Here is a 15,288-nt window from a genome sequence, read left to right on the forward strand (position 1 = left end):
GGTCAGGCGGGACCGGGTCGGGCGGGGCGGGTCAGCCGGGGCCGGGTCAGCCGGTGGGCGGGGCGGCCGGCTCCGGGTTCCGCAGCGGGGGCCGGGACCAGGGCGCGTCGACGGCGCCGGATTCCGGGCGCAGGCCCAGCTCGCGGAGCTGGTTGACGGCCGACATGGCGGTGAACAGCGTGTTCGGGTTCGCTCCGCCGATGCCCAGGTCGGCCATGGCCCGCCCGTAGCGGGCGGCGAAGCCGCCCGGGGTGACCGGCTTCCCCTCCCCGACCAGCCCGAGCGCGGCCTCCCCCAGGGCGGCGGCCTGCTCCAGCAGCCCCTCCAGGTGCGCCACCGCTTCGGCGCCGCGGCGCACGGCGAAGGTGTGCCCGTCGGTGAGGATTCCCGCCTCCCCCGCCTCGAGGAGCAGGGCCGCGGAGCCGAGCACGGTCTGGATCTTGAGCTGGTCGGCGTCCGCCATGGCGCCGCAGGGGCCGTTGCCCTCGTCGGACAGGTGCAGGACGCCGGGGCCGGGCAGGTGCACGATCACGTGCCCGGCGCAGTGGCCCTGACTGCGCAGCACCCGGACCGCGCCGTCGGCGAAGGTCCAGCCGGTGGAGCGCAGCGGGCCGGTCCTGAACCGCTCCGGCGGCCGTTCCTCGTAGGTCCGGGTCGTCCGGCCGAAGGGGCGCATCGGCGAGAAGAGGGAGACCACCCGGGCCGCGGTCCGCGCGGGGTCGGGCAGCGCCGCGGGTCCGGCGACGCGTGCGAAGGAGCGCACCCAGTAGTCCACCGGGTCCCGCATCTGGTCGAGGTCGGGGGCCGGCACCCAGTGCTCGGCCGGCACGCCCAGTCCGTCGGCCAGGTCGTTGTTGCCGACGTGGTCGAGGTGGCCGTGCGTGGTGAGCACCAGCGCCCGCGACCAGGGCCCGACCCGGGCGGCCGCTTCCAGCAGCGCCGCGCGGAACGCTTCCGTGACTCCGGTGTCGACGAGCACCAGGGTCTCGCCGGCCCGGTGCACCAGGGCGTTGGCGACGTCGGGCTGCCCGCGGTCGAGGTCCAGGCCCTGCCCGAGGACCAGTACGGTCCGTTCGTCGATCTCGATCAGGTCACCGAGCGCCGTCATCGGCCCTCCCGCGGTCCAGTCGGGGCCCACCTGCCGAGCGTACGCCGCCCGCGCGGACGCCGCCTTCGGCGCCGTCGCGGGCCTCGGGCTGCCGCTATTTCTCCTCGAAGTCGGCCGCGGCCACCCGGAGCGGGCGCAGGAGCGCGAAGATCTCCCCGCACTCCTCGGCGTCGTAGGCGCCCAGCCCGAAGTCGATCTCCATCAGCGCCTTGGTGGCCGCCTCGACCACCTCGCGGCCCTTGTCCGTGATCGACGCGAGGGTGCCGCGCCCGTCGTTCGGGTTCGGGCGCCGGGCCACGAGCCCGGACTTCACCAGCCGGTCCACGGTGTTCGTCACCGACGTCGGGTGCACCATCAGCCGCTCGCCGATCTTCGACATCGGCAGTTCCCCGGCCTTGGAGAAGGTCAGCAGCACGAGCGCCTCGTACCGCGCGAAGGTCAGGCCGTACGGCTTGACGACCGCGTCGACCTCGCCGAGCAGGATCTGATGCGCCCTCATGATCGAGGTGATCGCGGCCATCGAGGGCACCGGACCCCAGCGTTGCTGCCAGAGTTCGTCGGCGCGGGCGATCGGGTCGAAGGCAAGGCTGAGCGGCTTGGGCACGCACCAGACCCTACCGGGCGGTCATTTGGCGGCGGGATCCGTCTCACGCCTCGGCCCGCCCGTCCGGCGCACCTCGGCGAGCAGCAGCAGGACGACCCCGGTGCCCACGGCCGCGGCCGACGTGACGACCACGTGCACGGGCAGGAACTCCGCCGCGACCCCGGCGAGCGCCATGCCGACGCCTTGAAGGGTCATCAGCCCGGTGCTGAGCAGGGTCATCGCCCGGCCGCGCAGCTCCTCGGGCACGGCCTCGACGTACCACTGGTCGAGCCCGAGGGTGTACGCGTGGGCCAGCCCGGCCAGGACGAGCGTGCCCAGCAGGAGCGGGAGGCCGGGCCGGACGGCGTACCCGAGCAGCGGCAGCAGCGAGAGCGCCGCGAGCGGGGCCGTGATCCGCGAACGCGTTCGGGCGGTGAGCGCCGAACCCGCCCACACCTCCCCGGCGATGGCGCCGGCGGGCATCGCGCACATCAGCAGCCCGAGCCCGGCGGTGGAGATGCCCAGGCCGGTGGCGTACGGGGTCAGCAGGGCCTCCGGTACGACCACGAAGAGCGGCGGCAGCCAGGACAGCAGGGTGAGGGCGCGCAGCCGGCGGTGACCCAGGACGGCGCGCAGTCCCGCGATCGGGGAGACCCGCGCACCCGCGCCCGCGGACCGGGCGGGGCGGGCCCGGGTCCCCAGGCGCAGCAGGGCCGCGGAGCCGAGGAAACCGGCGGCCGTGAGGAGGATCGCCCCGCGCGGGGCCAGCACGGTGAGGAGCAGCCCGCCGAGCCCGAAGCCGATGAGCTGCGCGCTCTGGGCCACCATGCGCAGCAGCGAGCGGCCCAGGACGTACGCGTCCGCGGCCCCGAGCACGTCGGCGAGGGAGGCGCTGCGGGTGCCCTGGAACAGCGGCGCGACGAAAGCCATCGCGCAGCGCAGTACGAGGAGCAGCGCGACCGGGGTGCCGGGCGCGGCCATGGCCGCCGCGCAGGCCGCGCAGACGAGGTCGCAGCCGACGAGCACCCGGCGGGCGGGGAGCCGGTCGGCGAGCGGCGCGAGGAGCGTGCCGCCGAGGGCGTAGGGCAGGAAACCGAGGGCGAAGGTGAGCGCGCTCATCAGGGGGGAGCCGGTGGCGCGGTAGACGAGGACGGTGAGGGAGATCTCGGCGATGACGACGCCGAGCACGGAGAGCAGGTGCGCGGCGAAGACCGGCCGGAACTCCCCGACCCGGAAGACGGCCCGGTATCCGACGGGGGCCCCCTCGGGCGGCCCGGGGACGGGATGCGGCTCGGCGGCGGGTGCGTCCTGGTTGGCGGTGGTCATACGGTGCACCGTGGCGGCACCTAGGCTGGGGCACCAGAGATTCGCCCCCACCCGAATCACCCGCCTCCGGCACGGCAGCCGGGGAGGTCGGCCGCACACCCGCCCCGCCCTCGCCGCCCGGAGGCCCGTCACCCCGACCCGCCGAGCGCCGCCCGGCAGCCCGCCGCCCGCCCGGCCGTCCCGTCCCACCCCCGGAGGGGCCCGTGCCGTTCCACTTCCGCTTCGGCCCCGCCGACCTGCTGCGCTGCCGGTTCTCGATCTCGCCCCGCTGGGAGACCCAGGAGGCGGTACGGGTCCTCCTGGACCAGCGCCGCCACGCCTACCACCTGCCCTGGCTCCGCGGGATCCGCACCGCGGCCGCCGGGCTGGACCTGCGGCCGCTGTGGCTGCTGATGCCGCGCACGGGGCACAATCCGGACTTTCTCAGCCCGCCGCCGACGGGCCCGTCGGTCACCTTCGAGGAGGAACTCGCACGGGTCCGCGCCGCCGATCCGCAGGCGGCCCGGGAGGACCTGCGGCGCTCCCTGATCTGCACCCCGGGCGCCCTGGAGAGCGCGGCCGGGCAACGGATGCTCGCCGATCCGGAGCGGGCGGTCCAGGAGCTGGCCGACCTCTACGAGCAGGCCTGGCGGGCGCTGGTCGCCCCGCACTGGCCCCGGCTGCGCGCCTTGCTGGAGGCGGACGTCCTGTTCCACTCCCGGCGGCTGGCCGCGGGCGGGCTGGAGGCCCTCTTCGACGGGCTCCACCCGGATCTGCGCTGGTCGGGAAACACCCTCACCATCGCCCGCCGGGGCCACCACGACCGCTCCCTCGACGGCCAGGGACTGCTCCTCATGCCGAGCGCCTTCGTCTGGCCGGAGGTGGTGGGCGGCTACGACCCGCCGTGGCAGCCGACCCTGGTGTACCCGGCCCGCGGCATCGGCGCCCTGTGGACGGCCCCCGCGGGCCCGGCCCCCGAGGCCCTGGCCCGGCTCCTGGGGCGCGCCCGTGCGGACGTCCTATGCGCCCTCACCGAGCCGGCCTCGACCACCGCCCTGGCCCACCGCCTGTCCCTGGCCCCCTCCACGGTCTCCGCACACCTGAAGACCCTCCACCAGGCCGGCCTCCTCATCCCCTCCCGCCACGGCCACCAGATCCTGTACGAACGCACCCCCCTGGCCATCGCCCTGACGGGCGGATCCGGCGGCGGGTGAGGCGCGGGGGTCCGGGCGCGGAGCCCCCGAAGGGGTCCGGGCGCAGCCAGGGGAACGGGCGAGGGGCGGGGAACGGACGCAGCCCGGGGACGGGCGAAGGACGGGTGGGGGACCGACTCCCCCACACCAGCACCCATACGCACGCGGCGCTGTCACACCCCGCCCCACCTGCCCCCATGTCACGATGACCCGGCCCGCGGCCGCGCCCGCCGCCCGCCCCTTCGCCCCGAGGAAGCCGGATGCCAGCCCCCCGCAGCCGCCCTGCCACCCTCCTCACCGCAGCCCTCGCCCTCACGGCGGCAGCCGCCTGCACGCCCGCCCCCACCGCCCAGCCGGAATCCGCCCCGCCCCACCACCCGGCAGGGGTCGGCCTCGTCGACGACTCCCCGTTCTGGGTGGACCCGCAGAGCGACGCCGCCCGCCAGGTCGCCGCCTGGGAGGCGCAGGGCCGCAACAGCGACGCCCAGGTGCTGCGCCGCATCGCCGACCGGCCGATGGCCCTGTGGGGCCCGGCCGGCGATCCCGGCCCGGAGATCCGCCGGGCCGGGGCGAGCGCCCGCGCGGCGGGCCGCACGCTGGTCCTCGTCGCGTACAACATCCCGTACCGGGACTGCGGGCAGCACTCGGCGGGCGGCGCCCGGGACGCCGCCGCGTACCGGAGCTGGATCGGCGCCTTCGCCGACAACATCGCCGACACCAAGGCCCTGGTCGTCCTGGAGCCGGACGCGGTCCCGCACCTCGTGGACGGCTGCACCGGGGCCGGGCACCGCGACGAGCGGCTGCGGCTGCTCTCCGAGGCCGTCGACCGGCTCAAGCGCAACAAGAACACCAAGGTCTACCTGGACGCCGGCAATCCGGCCTGGATCCCGGACCAGCGGAAGCTGGTCGATCCCCTCTACAAGGCCGGACTCGAGCGCGCCGACGGCTTCGCCCTCAACGTCTCCAACTTCCAGCCCAGCGCGGCCGGCCGGGAGTACGGCGCCGCCCTCTCCAAGGCCACCAAGGGCAAGCACTTCGTCATCGACACCAGCCGCAACGGCGACGGCCCGCTCCGGGGCGACCGCGACCAGGCCTGGTGCAACCCGCCCGGCCGGGCGCTGGGCACGCCCCCGACCGACGGTACGGGCGACCCGCTCGTGGACGCGTACCTCTGGGTCAAGCGCCCCGGCGAATCGGACGGCACCTGCCGCGGCGGCCCCCCGGCGGGGAAGTGGTGGCCGGACTACGCCCTAGGCCTGGCCCGCCGCGCCACCGACTAAGTTGGCCCGATTCCCCTTGCTCCGGCGGTAGTTGGGGTAGATCCTGTGCGCTACGCACACGGCACCGGGGGGTCCGTCATAGCCGGGCAAGAGGTCATCGAAGTCCGCGTCGCACGACGCATGCTCTGGGTCGGGGCCGACGCGTTCCCCGTCACCAACATCACCCGGGTCAGCGCGCTCAGCTCGACCCCCGCCCGCAGGGCGGCCGTCTGGGCCTTCGTGAGGTCCGTGATCCTCCTGGCGCTCGTCACCGCCGGCGGTGTGGCCATGTACCGCGACATGGCCACGGCGGAATCCGCCGTGGGCGTCGCGGCCGCCATCATCGCCGCGATCCTGGTGGCACGGCTGGTTTCGGTACTGCGCGACAAGACCTATTACATCCTGCTCATCGAGACGGGCGGCGCCGCCCACCACGCCCTGGCCAGCGTCGACATCGCTGAGGTCCAGGACCTCGTCGCGAGGATCACGGACGCGATCGACGATCCGAAAGCCGCCTTCGCGATCAGGATCGAGAACCACATCGGGCAGATCGGCGACACCATCAACGTCGCCGGTACGGGAAATCGCGGAAAGGTGGTCGGATGACCGGCGAAGAGCCCCTCTGGAGGGTCCACCACATCGGCGACCGGATCGACGTCTCCGGTACGGGCAACATCGGGAAGGTCGTGAACACCCACCACGCGCCCCAGGCCCAGCCCCCGGCCCTGCAGGACCTGATCAGGCTCATCGAGGTTCTCCGCGGCCAGGTCTCCGGCGACGACCTCGCCGACATCGACGCGTCCCTGGAGACCGTCCGCGAGGGCGAGGCCGCGGCGCCCGGTGCCGTGCGCCGGGCGCTCGACACCGTCCTCCGGATCGCCACCGTCATCGGAGAGGCCGGGGTGCCCGTGCTCACCGCGATCACCCAGTTCCGCGCCCTGTCCGCCTGACCGGACCCCGGCCCGGTCCGCGACGGCCTAGCTCAGCCACCCGTCCCGCGAAGCCGGGGGTGGGGGCGGCTTCGGTGCCGTCGGCTCCGGGGCCGGCCGCACCCGGAGCCACTTCGCCACCGACGGGGTCCCGTCCGCGTCCGTCACGAACAGCATGTACCAGCCGGGCGGCACCAGCGTCGGGTCGGCCGGTACGGCCACCGTCACCGTGTCCGCCGTCTTCTCCAGCCCGAGCTCGATCGACCGCTGCTCCACGTCGGTGGTGTGCGTGACCGCGCTCGGCCGCATCAGCCGGGCCCGCTGGATCCGCTCCGCCTTCGGCGCCCGGAAGGTGGCGCGGCCGCCGAGCCCGACCTCCTGGGGCCCCTCCCCCAGGACCGGCCGCAGCGCCGGGTCCCGGTACAGGTAGGGCGGGCTGTAGACCTCCAGCCGGTGTTCGAACCGGCCCAGTCTGGTGTTGTCCTTGTCCGCGAAGAGCGGGTCGGAGCCGAAGGTCGCCACCCGCCCGTCGGGCAGCAGCAGCGCCTCGGAGTGGTAGTTGCGCCCGACCTTGGGGGCGGCGGCGGCCACGAAGGTGTCGGTGCGCGGGTAGTAGAACTGCGCCTTGCGGATGTCGCTGGCGCCCCGGCCCCGGTAGTCGGCCGAGCCGCCCGTGGTGAAGAGGGAGTCGTCGGGCAGCAGCACGCTGCTGAGGTAGCGCACGCCCTGCGGCAGCCGGGCCGTCGACCGGAAGACCGGCACCTCCGCCGTGAGGTCCACGACCGCCGTCCGGTCCGTGGACAGCCGGGACTCGCCGACTCCGCCGCCGCCGAGCACCATCACCTTCTGGTCCTGGGCCGGGGGCAGCAGGACCGACGAGGAGGTCTCCAGCTGGTCGGCGTCGGCCAGTCCGCCGACCTTGCGGTACTGGTTCGTCGCCAGGTCCCAGACTCCGGGCTCGCGCCCCTTGCCCTTGGGCCCGTAGCCCGCGTTGGAGCCGGTGTAGAGCAGTTTGCCGCCCTGGGTGAGGAAGAGCGCGGGGTAGGTCGGGAAGTAGCGGAAGGGCCCCTTGGACCACTTCTTCGTCTTCGGGTCGTAGTACTCGTTGTCGCCGGGGACCACGTCGCCCACGTCGTTGAGCCCGGACACGGCGAGGACCCGCCCGTCCTGGAGGCCCACCAGGGTCGGGTACCAGCGGGCGTCCCTCATCGGGTCGACCGGTACGTACTTCTCCGCCACCGGGTCGAACTCGTAGGCGGACTTGATGCCCTGGAAGTCCTGCTTGTCGGCGCTGAGCCGCTCCGCGAGCCCGTAGACGTCGGCGGCGTCCTTGCCGGTGAGCCCGGCCACCGCGTACTGGGCGGCCTGGGTCGTCAGTCCCGCGGCGCCCTCGCGGACGGCCTCCACGAAGACGCGCGCCTCCGCGGCGACCACCTTGGTCTTCCACGGCATCATCTGCCCGCCGCGCCCGTAGGCGATCTCGAACCGCCGGGTGGCCTTGGGGACGGTGACGGCGAACTTCGACACGTACTCGACGCCGGACGGGGAGCGGAAGACGGTGCCCTTCGGCAGGGTGACCGCCTTGTCGGGGCTCTCGTTCTTGACCCGCATGCCGCCGCCGGCCCGGGTGACCTTCCCGCCGAGCACCTCGTAGCGCGCGGTTCCGCCGGCCACCAGGAGCTGTCCGTCGGGGAGCTGGCTGTGGCCGGAGCAGAAGAAGTCCTCCGGGGTCGGGATCCGCTTGAAGCTGTCGTCCTCCGGGTCCCACAGGACGGTGGAGAAGGTGCCCTTGTCGAAGTTGCGCTGGTCGTTGCCGGAGCCGGCGATCAGCAGCACCTTGCCGGTGCGCAGCAGCGCCGCGTGCATGGCGTTGATCCGGTACTCCTCGGGGAGGCCGATCAGCCCCCACGAGCCGTACTGCGCGCGGTAGCCGGCCTGCCCGATCTTGTACGAGTGGTAGCGGTCCCCGGCGAAGGAGAGCGCGGCGGGCGCGTTGAGCGCGAGCAGCAGGGCCGCTGCCGAGGCGCCCAGGGCCGTCTTCTTGAACTGCTTCGAAGGCCGGTAGTCCATGGCTCAGTTCCCTCCCGCGGTGGTCGCGAACGCCTGCTCCGGCTCCTCGCCCGGTTCGGAGCCCTCGCCGGGCGCACCCCGGGCCGTCCGGGCGCGCAGCTCCGTCACGGCCCATACGGCCGGCGGGGCGAGGGTGACGGCCAGGGCGAGCACCGCCCAGATCCGCATGGCCGCGTGGGTGTGCTCGTAGCGCACGGAGGCCGCGAGGGAGACGAGGAGGACGGCGGCCCAGAAGAGGTGGATGCGGAAGGTCGCGGGCCGGTCGGGGCTGGCGGTGCCGCCCTTGGGGGTGACGATGAAACGGCCCCGGGTGCGCAGCACCGCCGAGCCGAGCGACATCAGGTAGACCGGCGCGCAGACGGCCGACATCGCCATGCCGGCGAGCCCGCCGGAGCCCTCCGGCTCGTGGGGCGAGACGTTGTGGCGGCGGTTCCACAGGTACAGGCCGACCTGGAGGGCGGCGGCGTCGGTGTAGAGCATCAGCCAGACCTCGGAGGAGACCTGGGTGCCGGAGGCGCCGAACCACAGGAACAGCACGCAGCTGAGGACGCCGAGGAGCCAGTTGACGGCGGTCATCGGGTAGTAGACGAGCATCAGGGTGTAGTTGAGCCAGCGGCCCGGGGGCATCCGGAAGCAGCCGCGCCAGTACTGCCGCAGGAGGGTTTCGTACGTCCCTCTCGACCAGCGCAGCTGCTGTGTGAAGAAGTCGGTCCAGGTGTTCGGCCCCTCCCCCACGGCGAGCACGTCGGGGGTGTAGACGGAGCGCCAGAACCGGCCGGTCGCGGGGTTGCGGCTGCGGTGCAGCTCGAAGCCGGTGGCCATGTCCTCGGTGAGGGAGTCGTAGAGCCCGCCGACCTGGCGCAGGGCGCTGATCCGGACGGCGTTGTTGGTGCCGACGAACATGGGGGCGCCGTAGCGGTTGCCCGCGCGCTGGATCAGCGCGTGGAAGAGGTACTGCTGGGACTCGGCTGCCTTGGTGACCGAGGAGGTGTAGTTGCCGTAGACCTGCGGGCCGACGACGAAGGCGATGTCGGGGTCGCGGAAGAAGCCGAGCATCCGCTCCAGGTACTGCGGGAGCGGCACGTGGTCGGTGTCCACGGAAGCGAAGTAGTCGTAGTCCCCGCCGTGCCGGGCCAGCCAGGAGTTGTAGTTGCCGTGCTTGGTCCTCGCCCGGTGCGCCCCCTTCGCCGTGTTCCACTCGGGGACGCCCTTGCGGGTGAAGTGGCGCACGCCGAGCGCCGCGCACAGCTCCCTGGCGCCGGGGTCGTCGCCCTCGTCGAGGAGCCAGACGTCGAGCGGCCCGTCGTGGCGGACGGCCACGGCCCCGCGCAGGGTGGCGGCCGCCATGGAGAGCGGTTCCTTGCCGGGGACGTAGGTCGTGAGGAAGGCGACGCGGGTGCCGGGCTCGGCGGGGACCGGGACGGGGTCCCGGGCGACCATCGTGGCGTGGGCGATGGAGACCACGTTGACCACCATGAAGAGCATGATCAGGGCGACGGATCCGAGCATCACGCCGTCGAGCCGCACGAGCCAGCCCTCGCCGCCCTCCCGGACGGTGCGGTGCGTGGGCCAGAGCAGGTAGAGCAGCAGCCCGGTGGCGGCGACGGGGGCGAGGGTCATGAGCGCGACGGCCCGTATTCGGGTCCGGAGGTGCTCGCGCGCGAGCAGGGAGCGGTACCTCACGCGGTAGGCGACGGCGGGGTCCGGCTCCTCGAGGGGGCCGGCCAGCCCGCTGTGGGTCTCGTAGTCGAAGGCTTCCTGCCGCACGGTTTCCTCCAGCGCTCGAAACCGGGGTACGTATCCCAACGAAAGGGGAGATACCTCAGGTTGTCGAACGGGATGCACCCGACTGGGCGGTTCCGTTCCGTGCCCTGGCGGACGGGGCCGAACAGGTCACCGGGGCCGGCGCCGCTCAGCCGGCGCGGCCGGCGAGCAGGATGCCGCGTCCGGCGTAGAAGCGGTCCAGCTCCGCCCAGGGGACGGGCGCGTACCGCTGCGAACCGTCGGGGAAGCCGGAGGGATTGTGCACCAGGACGGCGTCCTCGGTGGCGCCGACGGCGAGCACCAGGTGACCGCCCCGGGCCGCCCCCGCGGGGACCAGGGTGCGGATCGACCAGTGGACCGACAGCATCGCCAGCCCGCCCCCCGCGAGCACGTCCCGGACGGTGCCGTGGTCCAGCCGGGGCTCCGAGCGCGCGTCCAGGCCCCAGCGGGCGTTCACGTACTCCGCGAAGGGCTGGTAGATCAGCCCCTGCACGGCGTCCCCGTCCCGCACGTACGCCCCGGCCGCGCAGAGCTCCTTCACCAGCTCCACGGAAGGCGGTACGGGGACCCCCAGGCGGCCCAGCGCCATCCGCAGACAGGCCACTCCGCACATGCGGGGCGCCCAGAAGGCGTACTCCTCGGGGGAGTCGGCCCCGGACCCGGCCCACAGGGGATCCCCCGCCGCGTCGGCGCCCGCGACGAACCCGGGCACGAGTGCGGCGGACTCCCACTGGGAGTAGTAGGGGACGGCGTGCTTGATCGTGGAGGCGGTCATGCGTCCAGAGTCTGCTCTACGGGAGGCCGCCCGCCCCGGGCGGCCTCGGCGGGGGCCCGCCGGTGGTGGCTCAGCCCCCGGCGAGGTGGCGTTCCACCGTTTCCATCTTGGACGTCATGCCGTCCGTGACTCCGGGGCGGATGTCGGCCTTGAGGATGAAGGAGACCCGCGGGGCGCGCTCCTCCACGGCGGCGACCGCGCGCTTGACCACGTCCATCACCTCGTCCCACTCCCCCTCGATGGTGGTGAACATCGCGTCCGTGTGGTTCGGCAGCCCCGACGCACGGACGACGCGGACCGCGTCCGCCACGTACTCGCCGACCTCTTCACCGACGCCCAGCGGGGTCACCGAGAACGCGATCATCATGCGCGGGCCGCCTCACGGGCACGGGCGGCGAGCACGCCGGCCGTCTCGTCACGCTTGAGCAGGCGGTCGCCGTAGAGTCCGCCGAAGGGGATCAGCGACAGCAGGAAGAACAGCGCGACCTTCTTCAGCGGCCACTTCGCCTTGAACCAGACGTCGAGCAGGAAGACGCCGTAGATGACGAACAGGATCCCGTGGATGACGCCGAGCGGCATCATCAGGTAGTCGATGTCCGAGATCCGGCTCAGCACCGAGCCGAAGAGCAGCAGCGCCGGGAACGAGAGCGCCTCCGGTACGGAGATGAGGCGCAGTCGGTGCAGGGCGGAAGCGGTCTTGATGTCCACGTGGAACCTTCGGGGTGGATGCCGGGGGTCCGTCCCAGTGTCTCAGCCGCCCCGGGCGATCTTGGCGCGGGGCCCGGGGTCCCCGCGGACCGGGGCGGACCGTGACGCATATCGGCCAACGGGCCCTGTTCGGTGCCGCCCGCTGCGGATAACGTCTTCTCGTGGCTCAGTTCCGACTCCAAGGCAGCAAGGTGCTCGCCGTCGACCTGACCGGGGACGCCGTGAAAGCGAAAAACGGCGCCATGGTCGCGTACGACGGCCAGATGGCCTTCAAGAAGATGACCGGCGGCGGCGAAGGCCTCCGCGGAATGGTGACCCGGCGGCTCACCGGCGAGCAGATGACCGTGATGGAAGTGCAGGGTCACGGCACCTGCTTCTTCGCCGACCGGGCGAGTGAGATCAATCTGGTCAATCTGCGCGGCGAGAAGCTGTACGTCGAGTCCAGCAACCTGCTGTGCACCGATGCCGGCCTGCGCACCGGCACCACTTTCACCGGCCTGCGGGGCGCGACGACGGGCAACGGCCTGTTCACCACCACCGTCGAGGGCAACGGGCAGGCGGCGATCACCTCCGACGGCCCGGCCGTCGTGCTGCGCGTCAGCTCCCAGTACCCGCTCTCCGTGGACCCGGGCGCGTACATCGCGCACACCGGGAACCTCCAGCAGTCCTTCCAGTCCGGCGTGACCTTCCGCACGCTGATCGGCGAGGGCTCGGGCGAGGCGTTCCAGATCCGCTTCGAGGGCGAGGGCCTGGTGTACGTGCAGCCCAGCGAGCGCAACACCATCGGGGGCGACGTCTGATGCCGTTCCGCGAGATCAACTCGAAGATGGTCGAGGCCCAGGTGATCCCGGGCCAGAAGATGTACAGCCAGCGCGGCGCGATGCTCGCGTACCGCGGCGAGGTCTCCTTCACCCCGAGCCTGACCGGCGGCCAGGGCGGCGTGATGGGCATGATCGGGCGCCGCGTGGCGAACGAGCAGACCCCGCTGATGGAGGTCGAGGGCAGCGGCACCGTGATGTTCGGCCACGGCGGCCACCACATCCAGGTCATCAGCCTCACCGGCGAGACGCTCTATGTGGAGGCCGACCGGCTGCTCGCCTTCGACGGCACCCTCCAGCAGGGCACGATGTTCATGGGCGCGCAGGGCGGGGTCATGGGCATGGTGCGCGGCCAGGTCACCGGCCAGGGCCTGTTCACCACCACCCTCAAGGGCCACGGCTCGGTGGCCGTGATGGCCCACGGCGGGGTCATCGAGCTGCCGATCACCCCGAACCGCCCGATCCACGTGGACCCGCAGGCCTACGTCGCCCACCACGGCGAGGTCCGCAACAAGCTGTCCACGGCGCTGGGCTGGCGCGACATGGTCGGGCGCGGCTCGGGCGAGGCGTTCCAGCTGGAGCTGTCCGGTCAGGGCGCGGTGTACGTACAGGCCTCGGAGGAGAAGCTGTGAACTTTGGTCCCGTGACCGGTGGACCGGGAGGTCCGACCGTCTTCGACCCGTACACCCTGCCGTCGGACGACAACGTCAACGCCTACACCTTCTGCGTGGAGCTCAAGGGGAGCCAGTGGTTCCTGCAGAAGGGCAAGATGATCGCCTACTACGGGCGCATCGAGTTCAACGGCATCGGCCACGGCCGGTTCGACCGGCTGCTGCGCACCAGCTTCCATTCGCCGCTGCACGCGAGCGACTGGGTGGTGGCCGAGGGCCAGGGCAAGATGCTGCTGGCCGACCGGGCCTTCGACGTGAACTCGTACGACCTGGACAACGGCAACCTGACCATCCGGTCGGGGAACCTGCTCGCCTACCAGCCCTCGCTCGCGCTGAAGCAGTCGATCGTCCCGGGCTTCCTCACGCTGATCGGGACCGGCAAGTTCGTGGCCGCCTCCAGCGGTCCGGTGGTGTTCATGGAGCCGCCGCTGCGCGTGGACCCGCAGGCGCTGGTGGGGTGGGCGGACTGCCCCTCCCCCTGCCACCATTACGACCACGGGTACATGTCGGGCGTGCTCGGCGGCCTGCGCTCGCTGACGGGCATCGGGGGCTCCTCGGGCGAGGAGCACCAGTTCGAGTTCGTGGGCGCGGGTACGGTCCTGCTCCAGTCCTCGGAGATGCTGATGCCGGAGCAGGCGATCGGGGCGGTGGGTCCCGGAGCGGCCTCGGGCAACGCGCACGGCGTGCCCGGACAGGGGCAGGGGCCGCTGGGGCAGCTCGGCGTACCGCGGATGCCGGGGCAGCTGGGTGATCTCCAGAGGCGCTTCGGGCTGTGACGCCGAGACTGTAGGAAACGTCTCACCTCGCCGCATTTTTGTACGCAATTCAACTTCTTAGGTAGAGTTCTTTCATGGAGACCATCGAGACCGAGACGGCCACCCGCTGGCTGACCGACGCCGAGCAGTGCGCCTGGCGCACCCACCTGGACGTCAGCAGACTGCTGTCGCACCAGCTGGAAAAGGACCTCCAGCCTTTCGGGCTCACCAACAACGACTACGAGATCCTCGTGAACCTCTCCGAATCCGAGGAACACCGGATGCGGATGAGCGATCTCGCGACGTCGACGCTGCAGTCCAAGAGCCGGCTCTCCCACCAGATCACCCGCATGGAATCGGCGGGCCTCGTCCGCCGCGTGAACTGCGAGTCCGACCGCCGCGGGCTCTACGCCGTCCTCACCCCCGAGGGCATGGAGACGATGCGCAAGGTCGCCCCGCACCACGTGGCGTCCGTCCGCCGGCACTTCATCGACCTGCTCCCCCCGGACGCCCTCGCCGCGCTGCGCGCCGCGCTGGGACCCGTCGCCGAGCACCTGCGCGCGGGCCGCGGCAAGGCCTGAGGCCCGGGCCCCGAGCGGCGGACCTCGGCCGCAGGCCGGAGAATGGGCGGTAACGCTCGCTCGCCGGCCGCCGCCGAGCAACCGTAAGCGCCATGGCCGGCCTGAGGAGGTCATGCCATGAAGCGCACCCTGTACGTCTCGTCCGCCGCGGCCGCCGCGGTCCTGCTGGTCGCGGGGCCGGTGGCGGTCGCCGCCGCGTCCACGGCCGAAGCGGTCACCGGCGGCGTCTCCGCGCCCCTGCGCGCCGCGGTCGATGCCGAGGGGGCCGCCGCCGCGGCCCTCAAGAGCCACCCCGGAGTCATCGAGTCCCTCGACAGGGACGGCTCGGTCTGGCACGTCAACGTGATCGGCAAGGACGGCACCCACACGGAGCTGCTCGTCACCGCGGCCACGGGAGCGGTCACCGTCGAGAACGCGGACGAGAACGACGACGACGGGAACGAGGACGCCGCCCTCGTCGCCGCGAAGGTCACCGCCCAGCAGGCCATGAAGGCCGCGGTCGCCGCCCATCCCGGCCAGGTCTATTCGGTGGAGTGGGACAACGACGACGACAACGCCAAGAACGTCGACTACTGGAACGTGGAGATCAAGTCCGGCGGCAGCACGACGAACGTCCACGTCGACCCCACGTCCGGCAAGGCCACCGTCTCCCACTCGGACAACGACGACGAGAACGACAACGACAACGGCTAGGGTCCGGCCCGGCCCCCCACGCACCGAAGCCGCACCCCGTGGAGGGGTGCGGCTTCCGTGTGTGGTCTGTGCTCAC

Annotated in this window: 17 protein-coding genes; 9 read left to right on the forward strand and 8 right to left on the reverse strand. The window is 72.7% G+C overall.

Translation table 11 applies throughout. The annotated features are described in order from the left end of the window. Positions 1-46: 46 nt before the first annotated feature. The 3 genes from ACFYYB_RS13770 to ACFYYB_RS13780 all read right to left on the reverse strand — a co-directional run bounded on the left by ACFYYB_RS13770 (position 47) and on the right by ACFYYB_RS13780 (position 3,017). A complete protein-coding gene (locus tag ACFYYB_RS13770) occupies positions 47-1,108 on the reverse strand; it encodes an MBL fold metallo-hydrolase (RefSeq protein ID WP_389435390.1) in 1,062 nt (353 codons plus the stop codon). A gap of 94 nt (positions 1,109-1,202) precedes the next feature. Further along, a complete protein-coding gene (locus tag ACFYYB_RS13775; RefSeq protein ID WP_389435391.1) occupies positions 1,203-1,712 on the reverse strand; it encodes a MarR family winged helix-turn-helix transcriptional regulator in 510 nt (169 codons plus the stop codon). Between the two features lie 21 nt (positions 1,713-1,733). Next, positions 1,734-3,017, reverse strand: coding sequence for an MFS transporter (locus tag ACFYYB_RS13780; RefSeq protein ID WP_389435392.1), 1,284 nt, complete (start codon positions 3,015-3,017; stop codon positions 1,734-1,736). 203 nt (positions 3,018-3,220) lie between these two features. Between ACFYYB_RS13780 and ACFYYB_RS13785 the strand changes: the two genes are divergently transcribed. From ACFYYB_RS13785 to ACFYYB_RS13800, 4 genes are all read left to right on the forward strand, one after another. Continuing rightward, positions 3,221-4,210, forward strand: coding sequence for a DUF5937 family protein (locus ACFYYB_RS13785; protein WP_389435394.1), 990 nt, complete (start codon positions 3,221-3,223; stop codon positions 4,208-4,210). Between the two features lie 239 nt (positions 4,211-4,449). Next, positions 4,450-5,469: a glycoside hydrolase family 6 protein gene (locus tag ACFYYB_RS13790; protein WP_389435395.1), complete on the forward strand. Its 1,020-nt coding sequence runs from the start codon at positions 4,450-4,452 to the stop codon at positions 5,467-5,469. Positions 5,470-5,514: 45 nt separating this feature from the next. After that, positions 5,515-6,054 (forward strand): DUF6232 family protein, encoded by a 540-nt coding sequence (locus ACFYYB_RS13795; RefSeq protein WP_389435396.1) that lies wholly within the window; start codon positions 5,515-5,517, stop codon positions 6,052-6,054. Next, positions 6,051-6,398 carry a hypothetical protein gene (locus ACFYYB_RS13800; RefSeq protein ID WP_389435397.1) on the forward strand — a complete coding sequence of 116 codons (348 nt, stop codon included), beginning with the start codon at positions 6,051-6,053 and terminating at the stop codon, positions 6,396-6,398. Before ACFYYB_RS13795 ends, ACFYYB_RS13800 begins: the two co-directional genes overlap by 4 nt. Positions 6,399-6,425: 27 nt before the next feature. Here the strand turns inward: ACFYYB_RS13800 and ACFYYB_RS13805 are convergent, their stop codons facing one another. The 5 genes from ACFYYB_RS13805 to ACFYYB_RS13825 all read right to left on the reverse strand — a co-directional run bounded on the left by ACFYYB_RS13805 (position 6,426) and on the right by ACFYYB_RS13825 (position 11,694). Next, complete coding sequence (locus ACFYYB_RS13805) at positions 6,426-8,447, reverse strand: galactose oxidase-like domain-containing protein (protein WP_389435398.1); 2,022 nt, start codon at positions 8,445-8,447, stop codon at positions 6,426-6,428. A 3-nt stretch (positions 8,448-8,450) separates the two neighbouring features. Further along, positions 8,451-10,214, reverse strand: a complete 1,764-nt coding sequence (locus ACFYYB_RS13810) for a glycosyltransferase family 2 protein (RefSeq protein WP_389435400.1) — start codon at positions 10,212-10,214, stop codon at positions 8,451-8,453. Positions 10,215-10,359: 145 nt separating this feature from the next. Beyond that, a complete protein-coding gene (locus ACFYYB_RS13815) occupies positions 10,360-10,986 on the reverse strand; it encodes a C39 family peptidase (protein WP_389435402.1) in 627 nt (208 codons plus the stop codon). 70 nt (positions 10,987-11,056) lie between these two features. Beyond that, positions 11,057-11,353: an MTH1187 family thiamine-binding protein gene (locus tag ACFYYB_RS13820; RefSeq protein ID WP_266904380.1), complete on the reverse strand. Its 297-nt coding sequence runs from the start codon at positions 11,351-11,353 to the stop codon at positions 11,057-11,059. After that, positions 11,350-11,694, reverse strand: coding sequence for a DUF3817 domain-containing protein (locus tag ACFYYB_RS13825; RefSeq protein WP_389435404.1), 345 nt, complete (start codon positions 11,692-11,694; stop codon positions 11,350-11,352). Before ACFYYB_RS13825 ends, ACFYYB_RS13820 begins: the two co-directional genes overlap by 4 nt. Positions 11,695-11,855: 161 nt before the next feature. On the opposite strand from ACFYYB_RS13825, the gene ACFYYB_RS13830 reads away from it, so the two are divergent. From ACFYYB_RS13830 to ACFYYB_RS13850, 5 genes are all read left to right on the forward strand, one after another. Next, positions 11,856-12,494 carry an AIM24 family protein gene (locus tag ACFYYB_RS13830; RefSeq protein WP_327304496.1) on the forward strand — a complete coding sequence of 213 codons (639 nt, stop codon included), beginning with the start codon at positions 11,856-11,858 and terminating at the stop codon, positions 12,492-12,494. Continuing rightward, positions 12,494-13,144 carry an AIM24 family protein gene (locus ACFYYB_RS13835; protein WP_327304497.1) on the forward strand — a complete coding sequence of 217 codons (651 nt, stop codon included), beginning with the start codon at positions 12,494-12,496 and terminating at the stop codon, positions 13,142-13,144. Before ACFYYB_RS13830 ends, ACFYYB_RS13835 begins: the two co-directional genes overlap by 1 nt. A gap of 11 nt (positions 13,145-13,155) precedes the next feature. Beyond that, positions 13,156-13,959, forward strand: coding sequence for an AIM24 family protein (locus ACFYYB_RS13840; RefSeq protein ID WP_389436191.1), 804 nt, complete (start codon positions 13,156-13,158; stop codon positions 13,957-13,959). 83 nt (positions 13,960-14,042) lie between these two features. Next, positions 14,043-14,519: a MarR family winged helix-turn-helix transcriptional regulator gene (locus ACFYYB_RS13845; protein WP_389436192.1), complete on the forward strand. Its 477-nt coding sequence runs from the start codon at positions 14,043-14,045 to the stop codon at positions 14,517-14,519. Between the two features lie 117 nt (positions 14,520-14,636). Continuing rightward, positions 14,637-15,212, forward strand: coding sequence for a PepSY domain-containing protein (locus tag ACFYYB_RS13850; protein WP_389435407.1), 576 nt, complete (start codon positions 14,637-14,639; stop codon positions 15,210-15,212). The last annotated feature ends 76 nt before the right edge of the window (positions 15,213-15,288 follow it).

Origin of the sequence: Streptomyces sp. NPDC002886 (assembly GCF_042888445.1) — a bacterium.
Taxonomy (GTDB): Bacteria; Actinomycetota; Actinomycetes; order Streptomycetales; family Streptomycetaceae; genus Streptomyces.

Coding starts and splice junctions, on each gene's coding strand:
- ACFYYB_RS13770 (WP_389435390.1), bottom strand. CDS start 1,108: ATGACGGCGCTCGGTGACCTGATCGAGATCGACGAACGGACCGTACTG.
- ACFYYB_RS13780 (WP_389435392.1), bottom strand. CDS start 3,017: ATGACCACCGCCAACCAGGACGCACCCGCCGCCGAGCCGCATCCCGTC.
- ACFYYB_RS13790 (WP_389435395.1), top strand. CDS start 4,450: ATGCCAGCCCCCCGCAGCCGCCCTGCCACCCTCCTCACCGCAGCCCTC.
- ACFYYB_RS13800 (WP_389435397.1), top strand. CDS start 6,051: ATGACCGGCGAAGAGCCCCTCTGGAGGGTCCACCACATCGGCGACCGG.
- ACFYYB_RS13805 (WP_389435398.1), bottom strand. CDS start 8,447: ATGGACTACCGGCCTTCGAAGCAGTTCAAGAAGACGGCCCTGGGCGCC.
- ACFYYB_RS13815 (WP_389435402.1), bottom strand. CDS start 10,986: ATGACCGCCTCCACGATCAAGCACGCCGTCCCCTACTACTCCCAGTGG.
- ACFYYB_RS13820 (WP_266904380.1), bottom strand. CDS start 11,353: ATGATGATCGCGTTCTCGGTGACCCCGCTGGGCGTCGGTGAAGAGGTC.
- ACFYYB_RS13835 (WP_327304497.1), top strand. CDS start 12,494: ATGCCGTTCCGCGAGATCAACTCGAAGATGGTCGAGGCCCAGGTGATC.
- ACFYYB_RS13850 (WP_389435407.1), top strand. CDS start 14,637: ATGAAGCGCACCCTGTACGTCTCGTCCGCCGCGGCCGCCGCGGTCCTG.